Origin of the sequence: Actinomadura viridis, assembly GCF_015751755.1 — a bacterium.
Taxonomy (GTDB): Bacteria; Actinomycetota; Actinomycetes; order Streptosporangiales; family Streptosporangiaceae; genus Spirillospora; species Spirillospora viridis.
The window spans coordinates 6,694,002-6,708,988 of record NZ_JADOUA010000001.1 but is presented as its reverse complement, the minus strand read 5'-3'; the positions used below and the strand labels follow the sequence as shown (position 1 = coordinate 6,708,988).

Annotated in this window: 13 protein-coding genes and 1 riboswitch; of the genes, 2 read left to right on the top strand and 11 right to left on the bottom strand. The window is 72.0% G+C overall.

Annotated elements, in window-relative coordinates; all coding sequences use genetic code 11:
- Positions 1-7 precede the first annotated feature (7 nt).
- The 4 genes from IW256_RS30365 to IW256_RS30350 form a co-directional block, all read right to left on the bottom strand.
- Positions 8-868 carry a LuxR C-terminal-related transcriptional regulator gene (locus tag IW256_RS30365; RefSeq protein WP_197014215.1) on the bottom strand — a complete coding sequence of 287 codons (861 nt, stop codon included), beginning with the start codon at positions 866-868 and terminating at the stop codon, positions 8-10.
- Positions 869-923: 55 nt separating this feature from the next.
- The gene (locus tag IW256_RS30360) at positions 924-2,612 is read right to left on the bottom strand and encodes an AMP-binding protein (protein ID WP_307829209.1); all 1,689 of its coding nucleotides are present in this window, start codon (positions 2,610-2,612) and stop codon (positions 924-926) included.
- Between the two features lie 197 nt (positions 2,613-2,809).
- The gene (locus IW256_RS30355) at positions 2,810-4,492 is read right to left on the bottom strand and encodes an AMP-binding protein (protein ID WP_197014213.1); all 1,683 of its coding nucleotides are present in this window, start codon (positions 4,490-4,492) and stop codon (positions 2,810-2,812) included.
- Between the two features lie 169 nt (positions 4,493-4,661).
- Complete coding sequence (locus IW256_RS30350; protein WP_197014212.1) at positions 4,662-7,001, bottom strand: NACHT domain-containing protein; 2,340 nt, start codon at positions 6,999-7,001, stop codon at positions 4,662-4,664.
- A 138-nt stretch (positions 7,002-7,139) separates the two neighbouring features.
- On the opposite strand from IW256_RS30350, the gene IW256_RS30345 reads away from it, so the two are divergent.
- Positions 7,140-10,544, top strand: coding sequence for a DUF4132 domain-containing protein (locus tag IW256_RS30345; protein WP_197014211.1), 3,405 nt, complete (start codon positions 7,140-7,142; stop codon positions 10,542-10,544).
- Between the two features lie 29 nt (positions 10,545-10,573).
- Here IW256_RS30345 and IW256_RS42415 read toward each other — a convergent pair whose 3' ends face one another.
- The 4 genes from IW256_RS42415 to IW256_RS30330 form a co-directional block, all read right to left on the bottom strand.
- Entirely contained in the window at positions 10,574-10,699 is a 126-nt protein-coding gene (locus tag IW256_RS42415) for a hypothetical protein (protein ID WP_269217955.1), read from the bottom strand.
- Positions 10,700-10,802: 103 nt separating this feature from the next.
- Complete coding sequence (locus tag IW256_RS30340; RefSeq protein ID WP_197014210.1) at positions 10,803-11,009, bottom strand: DUF397 domain-containing protein; 207 nt, start codon at positions 11,007-11,009, stop codon at positions 10,803-10,805.
- A gap of 31 nt (positions 11,010-11,040) precedes the next feature.
- Positions 11,041-11,229, bottom strand: coding sequence for a DUF397 domain-containing protein (locus IW256_RS30335; protein WP_197014209.1), 189 nt, complete (start codon positions 11,227-11,229; stop codon positions 11,041-11,043).
- Positions 11,213-12,031, bottom strand: coding sequence for a helix-turn-helix domain-containing protein (locus IW256_RS30330; RefSeq protein WP_197014208.1), 819 nt, complete (start codon positions 12,029-12,031; stop codon positions 11,213-11,215). The genes IW256_RS30335 and IW256_RS30330 overlap by 17 nt, the downstream gene beginning before the upstream one ends.
- A gap of 117 nt (positions 12,032-12,148) precedes the next feature.
- On the opposite strand from IW256_RS30330, the gene IW256_RS30325 reads away from it, so the two are divergent.
- Positions 12,149-12,598, top strand: a complete 450-nt coding sequence (locus IW256_RS30325; protein ID WP_197014207.1) for an ATP-binding protein — start codon at positions 12,149-12,151, stop codon at positions 12,596-12,598.
- Between the two features lie 85 nt (positions 12,599-12,683).
- On the opposite strand, the gene IW256_RS30320 is transcribed toward IW256_RS30325, so the two are convergent.
- From IW256_RS30320 to IW256_RS30310, 3 genes are all read right to left on the bottom strand, one after another.
- A complete protein-coding gene (locus IW256_RS30320; RefSeq protein ID WP_197014206.1) occupies positions 12,684-13,259 on the bottom strand; it encodes a copper resistance CopC family protein in 576 nt (191 codons plus the stop codon).
- A complete protein-coding gene (locus tag IW256_RS30315) occupies positions 13,256-13,954 on the bottom strand; it encodes a YcnI family copper-binding membrane protein (protein WP_269217954.1) in 699 nt (232 codons plus the stop codon). Before IW256_RS30315 ends, IW256_RS30320 begins: the two co-directional genes overlap by 4 nt.
- Positions 13,955-14,027: 73 nt before the next feature.
- Positions 14,028-14,624: an MFS transporter gene (locus IW256_RS30310; RefSeq protein WP_197014205.1), complete on the bottom strand. Its 597-nt coding sequence runs from the start codon at positions 14,622-14,624 to the stop codon at positions 14,028-14,030.
- 109 nt (positions 14,625-14,733) lie between these two features.
- Positions 14,734-14,986: riboswitch (cobalamin riboswitch) on the top strand.
- Position 14,987 lies beyond the last annotated feature (1 nt).

Sequence of the window (14,987 nt, the reverse complement as noted above, 5' to 3'; positions counted from 1 at the left end):
GCGGCGATCAGGGCAGCAGGCCGGCCCGGCGGGCCTCGTTCACCGCCTCCATGCGCGTGTGGCTGTTGAGCTTGCGCATCGCCGACCTCAGGTAGCTCTTCACCGTCCCGGGCAGCAGGCCGAGCTGCCGCGCGGCCTGGGCGTTCGTGCAGCCGATCGCCACGTACGCCAGGACGTCCAGCTCGCGCGGCGACAGCGCGGGACGCGCGGGCGGCGCGTCCCCGTCCGGCGCCGGACCGCCGTCCAGCCCGGCCGTGGCCAGCCGGGACGACGCCTCCAGCAGCCGGGCGCGCACCCCCGGATCGGTGATCTGGTCGGCGAGGCCGCGCAGCTCCGCGTGGACGGCCCGCACCTCTTCCCAGCGGGCGGACGCCGAGCCCGCGCCCGGCCCCTGCGGCGCCCCCTGGACGCGCGCCAGCGCCTGATCGGCCTCGTCCCGTACGGCCAGGTCCTGCTCCAGGTCGCGGGCCGCCTGGACGGCCATCGCCACCACCCGGTCGGCGAGCGACAGCGGCTCGCGCAGCGCCCCGTACAGGACCCCGCGGACGTGGCGGCGCACCACGATCGGGACGGCGACGATCGACAGCAGCCCCTCGTCGGCCACCGGCGCGTCGTAGTCGTGGCTGATCGTGGACGCCCGCGGGTAGTCGCTGACCCAGACCGGGCGGCCCAGCGCCATGGCCTTGCCGCCCAGCCCGGAGTTGCGGCGCACCACCAGCCCGTCGAGGGACCCGGTGGTGCCGCCGACCAGCTCGGTGATGCGCAGCCGGTCACGGCCGTTCAGCGCACCGCCGAACACCATCGGCAGGCCGGTCGCGCGCTGCAGCGACAGGACCGCCGTACGTACCGCACCGGCGTCGTCACCCATGCTCAGAAGCATGCCCTGCGGACGCCCCGGTGAGAAGGGCGAACGGTGGTCCGGGTCACGCGTGGCGGGTGCCGGCCGCCGCGCCCAGGCCCAGGATGCCGATCGCCTCCTCCCGCATCTGGACCTTGCGGACCTTGCCGGTGACGGTCATCGGGAACTCGTCCACGAGGTGCACGTACCGGGGGATCTTGTAGTGCGCCAGGCGTCCCGCGCAGAACTCGCGCAGCGCCGCGGAGGTCAGCGGCTCGGCCCCGGGCCGCAGCCGCACCCAGGCCATCAGCTCCTCGCCGTACTTCTCGTCCGGCACCCCGATGACCTGCGCGTCCACGATGTCGGGATGCGTGTAGAGGAACTCCTCCACCTCGCGCGGGTAGATGTTCTCCCCGCCCCGGATGACCATGTCCTTGATCCGCCCGGTGATGTTCACGTAGCCCCGGGCGTCCATCACCGCCAGGTCGCCGGTGTGCATCCAGCGGGCCGCGTCGATGGCCTCGGCGGTCTTCTCCGGCTCCTCCCAGTAGCCCAGCATCACCGAGTAGCCGCGGGTGCACAGCTCGCCGGGCGTTCCGCGCGGGACGGTCACGCCCGTGTCGGGGTCCACGACCTTGATCTCCAGGTGCGGGTGCACCGTGCCGACCGTGGACACCCGCCGGTCCAGCGAGTCGTCGGCCCGGGTCTGGACCGACACCGGGGAGGTCTCGGTCATGCCGTAGCAGATCGCCACCTCGGCCATCCCCATCCGTTCGATGACCTGCTTCATCACCTCGACCGGGCAGGGCGATCCGGCCATGATCCCGGTGCGCAGCGACGACAGGTCGTGCTCCTCGAACGAGGGGTCGTTCAGCTCGGCGATGAACATGGTGGGCACCCCGTACAGCGAGGTGCACCGCTCGGCCGCGACCGCCTTCAGCGTCTCCGCCGGGTCGAACGCGGGCGCCGGGATCACGACGCAGGCGCCGTGGCTGGTCGCCGCCAGGTTGCCCATCACCATGCCGAAGCAGTGGTAGAACGGCACCGGCACGCAGATCCGGTCCTCCTCGTCGTACCCGCACAGCTCGCCGACGAAGTAGCCGTTGTTGAGGATGTTGTGGTGGGAGAGCGTCGCGCCCTTGGGGAACCCGGTCGTCCCGCTGGTGTACTGGATGTTGATCGGATCGTCGGCGCTCAGCCCCGCCCCGGCCGCCGCCAGCCGCGCCGGGTCACCGATCCACCCCGCGTCCCGCAGCGCCTCCCAGGACTCCCGCCCGATCAGCAGGACGTCGCGCAGCGCCGGGCACCGGGGCCGCACCTCCTCGATCATCGCCGCGTAGTCGGAGGTCTTGAACGACGGCGCCGCCACCAGCGTGCGGATCCCCGACTGGTTCAGCACGAACTCCAGCTCGTGCACCCGGTAGGCGGGATTGATGTTGACCAGGATCGCGCCGATCTTCGCGGTCGCGTACTGGACGAACATCCACTCGGCGCAGTTCGGCGCCCAGATCCCGACCCGGTCGCCCTTGGCCACGCCCAGCTCCAGCAGCCCCAGCGCGACCGTGTCGACCTCGACGGCCAGCTGGTCGTACGTCCAGCGCCGCCCGGTGGCGCACTCCACCAGCGCGTCCCGATCGGGGAACGCGGCCACCGTCCGGGCCAGGTCGGCCCCGATGGTGTCCCCGAGCAGCGGCTTCCCCGACGTGCCCGACGCGTACGAGAGGACAATCGTCTGGCTCCTCGTGGGGGGACGACCCCCCACACCCCCCGGCACGGGCCCTGCGACTCCTTCACTCCACTCGCTGCGCTCGCTGCGCTCAGTCATCTGGCTCCTTGTGGGGGGACGACCCCCCACACCCCCCGGCACGGGCCCTGCGACTCCTTCGCTGCGCTCAGTCATCTGGCTCCTTGTGGGGGGACGACCCCCCACACCCCCCGGCAGGTGCCCTGCGATTCCTTCGCTGCGCTCAGTCATCGCAGATCCTCCTCCCGGAACTCTCCCTCGGGCCGGGCGGAGGGATCGGGGTGCTTGTCCACCTCGTCGGCGCGCAGCTCGACCCGGCGGATCTTTCCGGAGATGGTCTTGGGCAGCGTGCCGAACTCCAGCAGCCGGACGCGCTTGAACGCCGACAGCTGGGCCCGGCTGTGCGCGAAGATCGACGCGGCGGTCTCCGCCGTCGGCTCCCAGCCGGCGGCCAGCGTGACGTACGCCTTGGGAACGGCCAGCCGCACCGGGTCGGGCGAGGGCACCACCGCGGCCTCCGCCACCGCCTCGTGCTCGATCAGCACGCTCTCCAGCTCGAACGGGGAGATCTTGTAGTCGGACGCCTTGAAGACGTCGTCGGCGCGGCCCACGTAGGTGATGTAGCCGTCGGCGTCCACCGAGCCGATGTCGCCGGTGTGGTACCGGCCGCCCGCCATCGCCTCGGCGGTGCGCTGCTCGTCGCCGTGGTAGCCGGTCATCAGCCCGAGCGGGCGGTCGTCGAGGTCGACGCAGATCTCCCCCTCCTCGGCGGGTTCGCCGGTCACCGGGTCGACCAGCGTGATCCGGTAGCCGGGGACGGGACGGCCCATCGAGCCGGGCCTGACCGGCTGGCCCGGCGAGTTGGCGATCTGGACGGTCGTCTCGGTCTGCCCGAACCCGTCCCGGATGGTCACGCCCCACGCCTCGCGGACCCGTTCGATGACCTCGGGGTTGAGCGGTTCGCCCGCGGCGACGACCTCGCGGGGCGGGGTGCCGAGGCGGCTCAGGTCGGCCTGGATGAGCATCCGCCACACCGTGGGCGGGGCGCAGAAGCTGGTGATCCCGCAGCGCTCCAGCTCGTCCAGCAGCCGGTCGGCGTCGAAGCGGGTGTAGTTGAAGATGAAGACGCACGCCTCGGCGTTCCAGGGGGCGAAGACGTTGCTCCAGGCGTGCTTGGCCCATCCGGCCGAGGAGATGTTGAGGTGGACGTCCCCGGGGCGCAGCCCGATCCAGTACATGGTGGACAGGTGGCCGACCGGGTAGCTCGAGTGGGTGTGCTCCACCAGCTTCGGCCGGGCCGTGGTGCCGGACGTGAAGTACAGCAGCAGCGTGTCGCTGGAGAACGTGGTCCCGTACGGGGTGAACGCGGTGCCGGCCTCGTACGCCTCGTCGTACCGCAGCCAGCCCTCCACCTCCGGGCCGACCGCGATCCGGGTGTAGTCGCCGGGCAGATCGGCGAACTTCCCGGTGTCCGCCGCGTTCACCACCACGTGCCGGGCCCGCCCGCGGTGCAGCCGGTCGCGCAGGTCCGCCGTCCCCAGAAGCGGGGTCGTGGGGATGAGGACCGCGCCCAGCTTCATCGCCGCCAGGATCGTCTCCCACAGCTCGACCTGGTTGCCGAGCATGAGGATGACGCGGTCGCCGCGGCGGACGCCGGCGGCGCGCAGCCGGTTGGCGACCTGGTTCGAGCGCCGTGACAGGTCGGCGAACGAGTAGCGCGCCTCCGACCCGTCCTCCTCGACGATCCACAGCGCGGGCCGGTCGTTGCCTTCGGCGATCCGGTCGAACCAGTCCAGTGCCCAGTTGAACCCCGTCAGCACCGGCCAGCGGAACTTCTCGTACGCCGTCGTGTAGTCCTCGCGATGCGCGAGCAGGAAGTCGCGAGCCGCGCGAAACTCCACTGCTGCCATGACTCCTCCTCGTAGCCGGACAGCTACCCCTTCATGGAGGATCGTTGGGCAAGCCTCCGATGTCGCACTACCCCCGAAAGGGGGTGGTCCTTCCTTGTTTCGCGCGGGAGGACGCGGGCGCGTCCGGCCACGGCGCCCGTACGTGAACCCCGGCCGGGCGCCCGGTGGCTCAGCCGAGCCGCCGCTTGATGTCGAAGAGCTGCGCGTGAGTGACACCCGGTGCCTGCCAGTTCACCTCGGCGGTGCACGGCTGGGAGTCGAGCCGCCGCAGCGTGAGGGAGAGCGTGTCGACCCGCACATGGTCCGGATCGATCCGGGCCTTGGGCACCTGCCGCCCGCGCGATCCGTGAAGCCGGAGGGGAGGCAGCGACGCCCCGTCCGCCACCGCCTCGACCTGGACGGTGGCGGCGGGGCATCCCTTGATCAGGAAGAGCCCGTCGAGCCCGTGGAAAGGAACGCGGACCCCGGAGGGCGGGACCCGGAACCGGGTGCTCACGTCCCGCCGCGCGGGGACGCGCCACGTCAGCATGCTGACCGTCGCCGTGCAATCCGGGACGTTGCACGGTGCCGGTGCCGCCCAGGCCGTGGGCCGGTTCCCCGAGGCGTAGACGGGCTCCGCCGGCCACGAGGTCGTGAGCACCGTGGTCATGACCACGAAGCCGGTCACCGATATCGCGAGCCTGAGCAGCGGCGTCACGAGGAACCGCGGGAAGGCGGGCAGAGGCTCGCCGGTGCGCTTCTCCGCCTTCGTCGCCCGGGGCGTGACCGTCCCGCCGCCCAGCCTGTCCTGCAGCCGCGCGTGCCGGAACTGGTGGACCAGCCCGGCCTGCCGCAGCACCCCGCGTTCCCGGGCGTCGCTCAGGAACTCCATCGGCCGCAACGGCAGCCGCCCCGTCGCGGCGAACCAGATCCGGGTGACCTGGAACGCCCCCCAGGCCGTGCTGCACAGGATCGCGAAGCCGCACATCAGCGCGAAGGCGGCGGCGTACTTCCCGGTGTTCCCCGGCGTCGCCCCGAGACCCACACCGAACCAGAGGCCGAGCATCACGCCGACCGCGACGCCGGCCAGCGTGGCCCACACCGCGGCGACCGCGCGGGAACGGCGCAGCGCCGACCGCGGATCGGCGGCCTTGCGGTCGTCCGCGGGCACCTCCGGCCACCGCGGCAGGTCCGCGAAGCAGGCCACCCCGGCCACCGTCCCGACGAGCAGCGCGGCGGCGACGCCTCGCGGCCCCACCAGCAGGTCGAAGATCCACCAGCTCACGGCGGCGAAGATCAGGCCGACCACCAGCCCGACGACGGGCGACTTGATCCGCCACCACATGAGGTCGCGCGTGCCCTGCCGCGCCATCCGCCGGGCGAGGAAGGCCAGCCAGCGCTCGGCCTTGGCGGCGCCGTAGGGCCGCGCGTGGTGCTCGGCGTACACGGACGGGACGAACGAGTCGAGCAGGTGCTCCTCCACCGCCGCCCGGTCCCCGAACCGGCCGGTGTCGAGGAGTTCGGCGGGATCGGACGATCTGGCGGCGTAGACCGCCGCCGCCAGGGAGAGCATGAGCGGGGTCGACAGGGCCGACGCGACCGGGCCCTCCGGATGTTCCCGGAGGTGCTCGAACACCGGGTCCCACCGGCGGTCGCCCGCGGCCCGGGCGCTCCTGAGGAAGCCGAGCGCCATGGGGGCCTCGATCGGCTTGACCTCCACCACCACCGCCCTGGTGAGGTGGCCCTCCGCCACGGCGTCCTCGTACTCCTTGCCCCGGCAGGTCACCACCACGGGCTCGCCGTCCCCGATGGCACCGTCGATGGCCTTGATCGCCGACGCGTGCAGGCCGGGGGAGATCTCGTCCAGGCCGTCCAGGATCGGCAGCACCCGGCCCCGGTCGATCAGCCGGAGCGCCATCGTCCGCCCGTCCGGCCCGGGCTCCCCGCCCAGCCACGGATGGTCCTCGATCAGCCGCTCGGCCATCCAGCGGTGCAGGGACGTCCCGGGCCGCCACGACGCCAGCGACAGCAGGACCGGGACGGGCTCGCCCGGCCGCGGCTTCTTCAGCAGTTCCAGCAGGAGCAGCACGGCCATGACGGTCTTGCCCGATCCCGCGCCGCCCAGCACGACCAGCTGCCGGGTGGGCAGGCGGCGGAACGTGGCCGCCGTGCCGGTGACGTCGCCGTCCAGCTCTAACCGCACCGGCCGTCCGGGCACCCGGCCGCGCAGCAGGGCCTCCGGCGACGCCTGGACCGGGCGGCGGGTGGACGACCAGTGGACCGGGATCGGCGCCGGGCCCGCGACCGAGCGCCGCTGCCACAGGCTCTTGACCTCCCCGGCCAGCGTCCGCGCGGCGCGGTCGAGCTCGTCGTCCGGGGAGGACGGCGGGGTCACCGTGGTGCCGATGTAGAGGTCGCCCTTGACGTCACCGCCCTGGAACACGTTCTCCGCGGTGCCGTCGGTGAAGGTGTTGCTGATGCGCGGCTCCGGCCGTTCGCCGGGCGGCTCGGAGCCTGGATCGTCGTTCACCTGGCTGGCTCCCTGGGATCGGCGGCCGGTGGGAGAAGGCGCCGGAACTCCGGACGGTGGGAGTTTAGACGCGCCGCGCCGAGAGCCGGTTCGGCATCGGTGATCTCGCTGTCGGTGCCCTGCTCTACAGTCCCCGCCATGATCAACCCTGGCTCCCGGATTCCGGACGAGAACGCCCTGGAAATGCCGAGGTCCTGGAAACGGCACCTGCATCCCCGGCGGGGAGGAGCGCCCGGCCCGGAGATCACGATCTCCGATCTCGAGGAAGGAGAGCTGCGCTCCCCGTACGCGGCCGACATCGAGAAGGTGCTCGGCCATGACGGGACCGATCCGGCGCTGGCCGCGGCGGGACGGGAGCACATGGCCGGTACGGCGACCCCGCTGGGCGCGGCGGTGATCGCGGCCGTTCCGGACTCGGAGTCCTACCACGGCGAGATGACCGTGCGGTTCGTGGACTCGTGGATCACGACGTACGGCCTGCCGTTCGCCGTCCACGCCTTCCTCGAACGCTGCGACATCGGCTTCGGTCCCCACGGCGCCGCCGCGTCCGGCCTGGGGCCGCGCCAGGGGACCGGCGCGGGCCTCGACGGCCGGCTGGAGGACGCGGCCAGGCGGCTGCGCACGCTGCTCGCCGGGGCAGGCGAAGCCGAATACCGGGAGGTCGTCGAACTCCTTGCCGGGCTGCGTACGACACCGGTCCGGCAGATGATCAGCGCCTATCTCGTACCGACCGAGCTGGACTGGATGGCCGAATGCTGCGCCGCGTCCGCCTCGATGCCGCGGGACAAGCTGCTGCGTTCTCTCGGCTCGGCGGAACACCTGGAGATCCTCGGCGCCGAGGCGCGCATTTCGGTCGTCGACTGTTATTACATCGAGAACCTCATCACCTTGGCCGAAGGGGTCGGGCCCGCGATCGCGCCCTATATGGCCGAGGCGTTCGACGCGCACCACGACAGCGCCCCACGGCGCAAAGGACTGCTCGAAGTGCTCGGCCGGCTGCCGAGCGACGAGGCGTTCGGGCTGATGCTGGAACGTGCCGGAAACCCTCACATGCTGGCCGCGCTCCGCGAGACCATGCGGCGCTTTCCGGTACGCGCCGTCCGCGTCCTCGCGATGGCCGCGAACGGCGGGGACACCGTCGCGGAAGGGCTGCTGACCGAACACCTGCGCGCCGAGTCCGAACTGGTGGCGCGGGTTCTGCCGGAGCTGCCCGCCCAGGTCCGCGCGGTCGTGGAGAAGCTGTCCGCGGCGGACGGCGGGGTTCCGGAGGCGCGGGCGGACGAACTGCCGCGGCTCCTGGTCGATCCGCCGTGGGCCCGTACGGCGCCGGAGCCGGAGCCCGTCGTCCTCAAGGGCCTGGACGTTCCCGAGGACCGCTCCATGGCGTGGGCGTCCGGCGAACGCGACGCCTGGCTGGGCACCGCGATCCTCCACCCCTACCCGGACAGCTGGCACCTGCGCCGGGCCGACCGCGGTTACGGCGACTTCGGGCCTGTCCCGGAGGCCCAGGAGCGCGGCGAACGCTGGGAGCGCCGGGTCGCGGACTTCCAGGCGGGCCGGGTGAAGGAGGAACCCTCGTGGCTGGCCGGGCTGTTCGCGATGGGCCCCGAGGAACTCGTCCGCCCGGTGCTGCGCGAGTGGAAGCCCGATGAGTGGGAGCGCCCCGGCGGCTGGTGGAGCCCGGAGAACTGGCTGAAGCCCCTCATCGCCCGCTTCGGGCTCGACGCGCTGCCGCTCGCGCTGCGCTTCGCCCGGGCCAAGCCCGCCCGCGGCGCCGAACTGCTGCTGCCGTTCCTGGACGGCGAGGTCGCGAACGCCATGGCCGGGTGGCTGCTGCGCGTCAAGACGGCCCGGGACGCCGCGGCCGACTGGTTCGCCCGGCACGGGAGCGCCGCGCCGCCCCACCTCGTACCGGTCGCGCTGGGCAAGACCGGCCGCGCCCGGACCGCCGCCGAGTATGCGTTGCTCTTCCTCGCCGCGAAGGAAGGCAGGGAGACCGTGCTCGCCGCCGCGCGGCCCCACGGTGAACGGGCCACCGCGATCGTGGAGACCCTGCTGGAAGGCGATCTGGAAGGGCTGATGCCCCGGAAGAAGATCCCCGCGGACCTCGGCGTGAACGCCCACGCCCTGCCGCGGCCGCTGCTGCGGGGCCGGGAACGCGCGCTGCCCGGGCCCGCCGTCCGCCACCTGCTCACCCTGCTGGCGATCTCCACCCCCGAGGAGCCGGATCCGGGCCTGGAGCCGGCCCTGGAGGCGTTCGACCCGCGTTCGCTCGCCGAGTTCGGGTGGGCCCTCTTCAAGTCGTGGCTGGACGACGGCGCGAACCCTCGGCACGCCTGGCAGTTCACCGCGCTCGGCCGGATGGGGGACGACGAGACCGTACGCCGGCTCGTCCCGCTCATCCGCGCCTGGCCGGGCGCGGGCGGCCACCACCACGCCGTCCGCGGGCTCGACGTGCTCGCCATGATCGGGAGCGAGCTCGCGCTGCGCGAGGTGCACGCCATCGCCCAGAAGGCGAAGTACAAGGGGCTGAAGAAGTACGCGCAGGAGAAGGTCGAGCAGATCGCGGCGGCCCGCGGCCTCACCACCGAGCAACTCGGCGACCGCCTGGTCCCCGACTTCGGCCTGGACGCCACCGGCGCGACGGTCCTCGACTACGGGCCGAGGCGGTTCGTCGTCGGCTTCGACGAGACGCTGCGACCGTACGTCGCCGATGAGAGCGGCAGATCGCGGGCGACCCTGCCCAAGCCCGGTGTACGCGACGACGCCGCGCTCGCACCCGCGGCCTACCAGCGCTTCGCCGACCTGAAGAAGGACGTCCGCGCGATCGCCGCCATCCAGCTCCAGCGCCTCGAACTGGCGATGACGACCGGACGCCGGTGGAGCATGGCCGAGTTCCGTGAGTTCTTCGTCGACCACCCCCTGCTGTGGCACATCGCCCGGCGCCTGGTGTGGATCGCCGAGGACGGCGACGCGCGGACGGCGTTCCGGGTCGCCGAGGACCGGACGTACGCGGGCGTCACCGACGGCGCGATCACGCTGCCCGGCGGCGCCTCGATCGGGATCGCCCACCCGCTGCACCTCGGGGGGACGCTGCCGGACTGGTCCCAGGTGTTCGCCGACTACGAGATCCTGCAGCCGTTCCCGCAGCTCGGCCGGGACGTGCACGCGCTGACCGGGCAGGAGGGGGCCGGCGCCCGGCTGGCGCGGTTCGAGGGGGTGACCGTCCCGTTCGGGAACGTGCTCCGGCTGGAGCGGCGCGGCTGGCAGCGCGGTCCCGTCGACTCCGACGGCGGCATCTGCTGCCTCGTCCGTCCGGCCCCCGGCGGCCGGTACGTCGTCGTCACCCTCGCGATGGGGCTGTTCGTGGGGTACGTGAGCGCGTCCGAGGACCAGACCCTCGAAGCGGTCTGGATCGGCGACGACCCCGCCCCGGAGCGCTTCTCCCATCTCCGGATCGAGGACAAGCCGTACACCTTCGCCGAACTCGACCCGGTCACGGCCTCCGAGGTCCTCGCCGACCTCGAAGCGGTCATCGCGTGAGCGGCGCCGCCGGGGCGTCACCGGCCCGCTTACCTGATCTTGAAGACGTGGGTGATGTGCGAGGTGTCGATAAGGGTGTGCGGCACGAGCGCGTGGTAGGCCCACACGTGCACCCAGGCGTTGCCGGTCCGCAAGGTCAGGGTCGTCTTCACCATCCCGGCCGGGAGGTAGGGCCTGCCGTTCTTGACGGCCCACCCGTCCGTTGACTTGCGGCGAGTTGTCGCTGTGGGGGTCCTGGGGGCAGCAACTCGCCGCAAGTCAACGTGTGTCTGGCGCTGTGGAGCCGTTCTGCTTGAGGTGGGTGAGGAGGTTGCCGAAGGTGGCGGGGGTGAGGGTGAGGTGGCCGGTGTTGGGGGCTTTGCTGTCGCGTACGCCGATCAGTCCGGAGAGGTCGGCGAGTTCGACGCAGTCGCCGGTGGTGCCCTCAGTTGACCTGCTGCTCTTGCGCCATACCGGTGCGGCCATGACGTCCCCTTGATGTCTCTGGGGTGGTGGCTCAGAGACCTGGCTGGTCCTGCTTGAGCCGGGTGAGGAGGAGGGTAAAGGTGGCGGGGGTAAGGGTGAGGTGGCCGGTGTTGGGGGCTTTGCTGTCGCGTATGCCGATCAGCTCGGGTAGGTTCGCGACCTCCACGCAGTCGCTGTTCTCCAAGCCCTGGCTGTAGCTGGACTTACGCCACTGGATCATTGCGGATGGCCTCCATGGTCTTCTCGATCAACCTGCGGGTGGCGTCCTCGGGGAGGGCCTTGGCGCCGATGTGGTCGAATCGGTTCAGGAAGGTCTCGACTTCCGATGTTCCTCGGGCCAGTCTCCCACCGCCCACGGCTTCTGTGTAGACAAGATCGCTCCTGCCCACCTTCATGATTTTGAAGGCACCCGGGAGGCCGGGGTGGGCGCCTGCGGTCTTGGGTACGACACGAATGCTCGCGTTGGGCCAGTGTGATATCTCCAGGAGCCGCGCGAGTTGGCGGTAGAGGACGTCAGGCCCTCCCACCTGCCACTCCAGCACGGGCTCCGCGAGCAGGACCCACAGCATGGGCGCGCCGGGTCGGGTCAGCCTCTTCTGCCGCTCCATCCGCTTGGCCACCTGGCCGTCCACGTCCTTCACTCCGAAGGACAGGAACAGCGCGCGGGCGTACTCCTCGTTCTGAAGGAGACCCGGCACCACGCTCAGTTCGTAGAGCTTGAGTATGGACGCCTGCGCCTCCAGTTCCAGGTGCGCCTTGTACCAGTCGGGATCGCTGGCGTAAGTGGCGTAGTAGACCATGATCGAGAAGATGCCGCCCGTCTTCCACTCGGCGTCGATCTTTTCCGCCTGGTCTGGCGCCAGCGTGGCCTTCCCGTTCTCGAGTCTGGAAATGCTCGAGCGAGCGCAGTTGAGGAGCTGCGCAAGACGGTCGCCCGACCACCCGTGCTCGCGGCGAAGAAACCGCAGGTGGTGGGCGATCCAGTTCCACATCGACGACCTCGGGTCGGGAGATTCGTTCATGATCGCCTTCCTCGCTCGGGGTGCTTTCGGAGTTCCCGAGGTTCTCGGGAATGGCGATAACGTAGCCCGGCCTGGCCATTCTTGTCCTGGGAAAAGGATGGGAAGGGAGTGGGTGAAATGGGTGTCGAGGCTGGTATTTCCGGCGAAATGGACATCGCATTTCTGGCGGCGCGGACGGCGCCGGGGTGGGCGCGATCCTTGATCGAATTGCGCCTGACCGACTGGGGGATGGGGCGTATCGCCGCCGATGTCTGCCTGGTCGCCGGCGAATTGATCGCCAACGCGGTGGAGAGCACGCCGGACGCGGAGATCAGGATCAGGTTCACGCGGGAACCCATGGCCGTGCTGCTGGCGGTCTGGGATTCCTCCGACGCGATGCCCGCGGTCACTCCGGTCAGGGAACTGACCTTGGAGGAACTGGGCGCCGATCCGCGCGCGCTCGATCCGGGGCACGACGACGGCACGGGCGGGTGGGGGCTGCCGATCGTTCAGGCGCTCTCGGCCGCGTGCGGGGTACGGGTGACCGAGCCGCGCGGCAAGTGGGTATGGGCGCGTATCGCCTGCTGAGCGCCCACGTGCGCGGCACTTCGCCACCACACCCGGCGCCCTTCCGGCGGCGGGACGGGGCCCGCCGCCGGGACAGGCGGGGAGGTCAGGTCTCGCTGGAGCCGCGGCGGGCCCAGGAGACGCCGCCGGCCACGAGCGCGATGACCAGGGCGCCGAGGCCGATCCACCACCAGCCGGACGAGGTGCTCTCCGAACTCTCGGCCGCCGTGGACGGGGACGCGGGCGCCGTCGGGGACGCGGCGGCGTCGCCCACGGGGGCGGTCCGCTCGCCGGGTGAGGACGGGGTCGAGGCCGGGTCCGAGCCCTTCACGGTGAACTTGAACGTGCCCGTGACCGGGTGGCCGTCCACGGAGACGACGCGCCATCCGACGGTGTAGGTGCCGTTCGGCAGGGTCCCGTTCACCGGCTGGGTGACCTTGGTGTCGACCGCCTTCGCGGCGCCGGCCTCGTACCTGTTGCCGTCCGGGCCGGTGAGCGCCACCCGGGGGACCCGGACGTTCTCGTTGTAGGTCAGCACGATCTCGCTGGGCGAGGCGATCTCGGCGCCGTCCTTCGGGTCGGACGACTTCAGGGCGGTGTGGGCCGAGGCGGGGACGGCGCCCAAGGTCAGGGTCGCCGCCGCGAGGGCGCCCGCCAGTCCGGCGCGGGTCGGTGCTCTCATGCGTTCCTCCTTGAACGGGCGAGGCCGAAGCCGCCGACGCCGACTCCGAGTACTCCGGCGGCCAGCCCCAGTCCGCCCAGGAGCCGGGCCGTGCCGTCGTCGGCGGAGGTGGCCGCCACGGGGACGGTGGCGTTCCCGGACGGGGCGGGCGCGGCGCCCTTCGGGGTGAGGGTAAGCGAAGGGGCGGGGTGCTCCGGTTCGGCGCCGCCGTTCCCCGGGTCCTGGTCCCACTTCACGATCTCGTCGTTGGAGTAGGTCTGCTCGGCCTTGAAGAGCATCCGGCCGACGCCGCTGGGCAGCGGGCCCATGGAGACGTCGAACTCCTGGAAGCGGCCGGCCTCGATCTCGCCTCCGGACCAGGTGATGGTGGAGACGGCCTCGGTCAGTTCGCCGCCCTCGGTCTTCACCGGGGTCGCGAGCTTCGCCTTCTCCACCTTGACCGTCCAGCCGGGGACCTGCCGGACCGAGAGGTGCTCGATCGGGTGCTCGGCGGGCAGGGTGATCCGTACCTGGGTGGTGGCGGCGTTGTCGCGCTCGTTCGGCACCCGGAAGGACACCTTGGTGAACGAGCCCTGCTCGGCGGTGGACGGGTTGGCGGTGACGTGCGCGGCGGCGCCGGTGGCCAGGCCGGCCACCGAGACCGCGGTCAGTGAACCGACGGCCGCGAATCTGCGGGCATGCCGGATCATGGGCATGGTCGATCTCCGTTCGAGCGTACGAGGGGTCCGGACGAGGTCGGCGTCCGGTGACCTGCGGCGCTCGCGGGGATCAGCGGTGGGCGAGCGCCTCCGTACGCGCGGGCGGGCCCCTCCGTACGACCTGGTGCCGCAGGACTCCGATCGCGGTGACCGGCGCGGCCGGGGCCGCCACCGGGGGCGTACGGGCGGGCGGCGCGGCCGGTTCGGCCAGGGCGAGGGCGAGCAGGGCGCGGACCGGGCGGTCGGCCAGGTCGGCGATCCGGCGGGCCAGCGACCAGGCGGCCCGTTCGCCGCGCCGCAGCCACCAGGCCGACACCAGGGCCGCCGCCACGTGGGCGAACGTCATGCCCACGCTCGTGTCGTGCCCGGTGACGGTGATGGTGGCGGGCCCGTGGTGGCCGGCGGTGACCGGCTCCGCCGTCGCGCCCGCGTACAGGCCGTGCAGGAGGAACTGGCCGCCGAGCAGCCCGCCCAGGATGGTGGCCAGCGAGCGTTCGTGTCCCGCCAGCGCCAGCGTCACCGCCAGCACCCCGCCGAAGCCCGTGGCGACCGCCCAGACCGGGACCTCCTTGGAGGAGGTCAGGACGTGGCCCAGGGTCGCCAGCGTCACGCAGACGGTGGCGAAGGCGACGGCGCGCGAGGTGCGGAACGGCGGGTGCGGGGACATGGCCGCTCCATCGTCCCACCCCCGGTGGATGATCTCTATACCTCCCCCGGGGTAGGCACGTGACATGCCCAACATGTTGTGTTGTCAGCGAACGCGATCATCTAGATGTAGGGTCTTGCCTCGTGCTGGTTCGCCCCGCGCCGACGGCGGCGCGGGCGTCGTAAGAGGGAACCCGGTGCGGCTCCGCCGAGGCCATCGGCGCCGCCAAGTCCGGGACTGCCCCGCAGCGGTGAGCGGGAACGACCGCCGTCATGAGCACTGGCGCGCCGAGGCGCGCCGGGAAGCGACGGCCAGTAGGTCGCGCCTCCTCGGGAGGCGCGGGGCCCGCGAGTCCGAAGACCTGCCCGCACCGAAGATCGTCCA

Excerpts from the sequence above, each read along its gene's own strand:
- IW256_RS30330 (WP_197014208.1), bottom strand. The coding sequence starts at position 12,031 with ATGAACGAATCTCCCGACCCGAGGTCGTCGATGTGGAACTGGATCGCC.
- IW256_RS30355 (WP_197014213.1), bottom strand. The coding sequence starts at position 4,492 with ATGGCAGCAGTGGAGTTTCGCGCGGCTCGCGACTTCCTGCTCGCGCAT.
- IW256_RS30365 (WP_197014215.1), bottom strand. The coding sequence starts at position 868 with ATGGGTGACGACGCCGGTGCGGTACGTACGGCGGTCCTGTCGCTGCAG.
- IW256_RS30315 (WP_269217954.1), bottom strand. The coding sequence starts at position 13,954 with ATGCCCATGATCCGGCATGCCCGCAGATTCGCGGCCGTCGGTTCACTG.
- IW256_RS30310 (WP_197014205.1), bottom strand. The coding sequence starts at position 14,624 with ATGTCCCCGCACCCGCCGTTCCGCACCTCGCGCGCCGTCGCCTTCGCC.
- IW256_RS30325 (WP_197014207.1), top strand. The coding sequence starts at position 12,149 with ATGGGTGTCGAGGCTGGTATTTCCGGCGAAATGGACATCGCATTTCTG.
- IW256_RS30335 (WP_197014209.1), bottom strand. The coding sequence starts at position 11,229 with ATGATCCAGTGGCGTAAGTCCAGCTACAGCCAGGGCTTGGAGAACAGC.
- IW256_RS30340 (WP_197014210.1), bottom strand. The coding sequence starts at position 11,009 with ATGGCCGCACCGGTATGGCGCAAGAGCAGCAGGTCAACTGAGGGCACC.
- IW256_RS30345 (WP_197014211.1), top strand. The coding sequence starts at position 7,140 with ATGATCAACCCTGGCTCCCGGATTCCGGACGAGAACGCCCTGGAAATG.
- IW256_RS30320 (WP_197014206.1), bottom strand. The coding sequence starts at position 13,259 with ATGAGAGCACCGACCCGCGCCGGACTGGCGGGCGCCCTCGCGGCGGCG.
- IW256_RS42415 (WP_269217955.1), bottom strand. The coding sequence starts at position 10,699 with ATGGTGAAGACGACCCTGACCTTGCGGACCGGCAACGCCTGGGTGCAC.